Annotated in this window: 1 pseudogene; it reads left to right on the top strand. The window is 53.1% G+C overall.

Going from position 1 to position 294, the window contains the following annotated elements:
- Positions 1-294 (top strand): annotated as a pseudogene (locus Q4563_RS18930) (beta-ketoacyl-ACP synthase II); the annotation flags it as partial.

Raw genomic sequence — 294 nt, 5'->3', positions numbered from 1 at the left:
CTATATCAACGCGCACGGCACATCGACGCAAGTGGGTGATATTGCCGAAACCAACGCCATCAAGACGCTGTTTGGGGATCATGCCTACAAACTGGCGGTGTCATCGACCAAATCCATGACTGGCCACTTGTTGGGTGCGGCAGGGGCGATTGAAGCCATGTTCACCATTTTGACGATTCAGGATGGCATCATTCCGCCGACAATCAATCTTGACAATCCGGATGACGGTTGCGATCTGGATTATGTGCCGCATACCGCCCGCAAGGCTGATGTGTCGATTGCACTGTCCAACTC

Source organism: Gilvimarinus sp. 1_MG-2023, assembly GCF_030548285.1.
The sequence above is the reverse complement of the archived record's forward strand: the minus strand, read 5'-3'. Positions and strand labels throughout refer to the sequence as shown.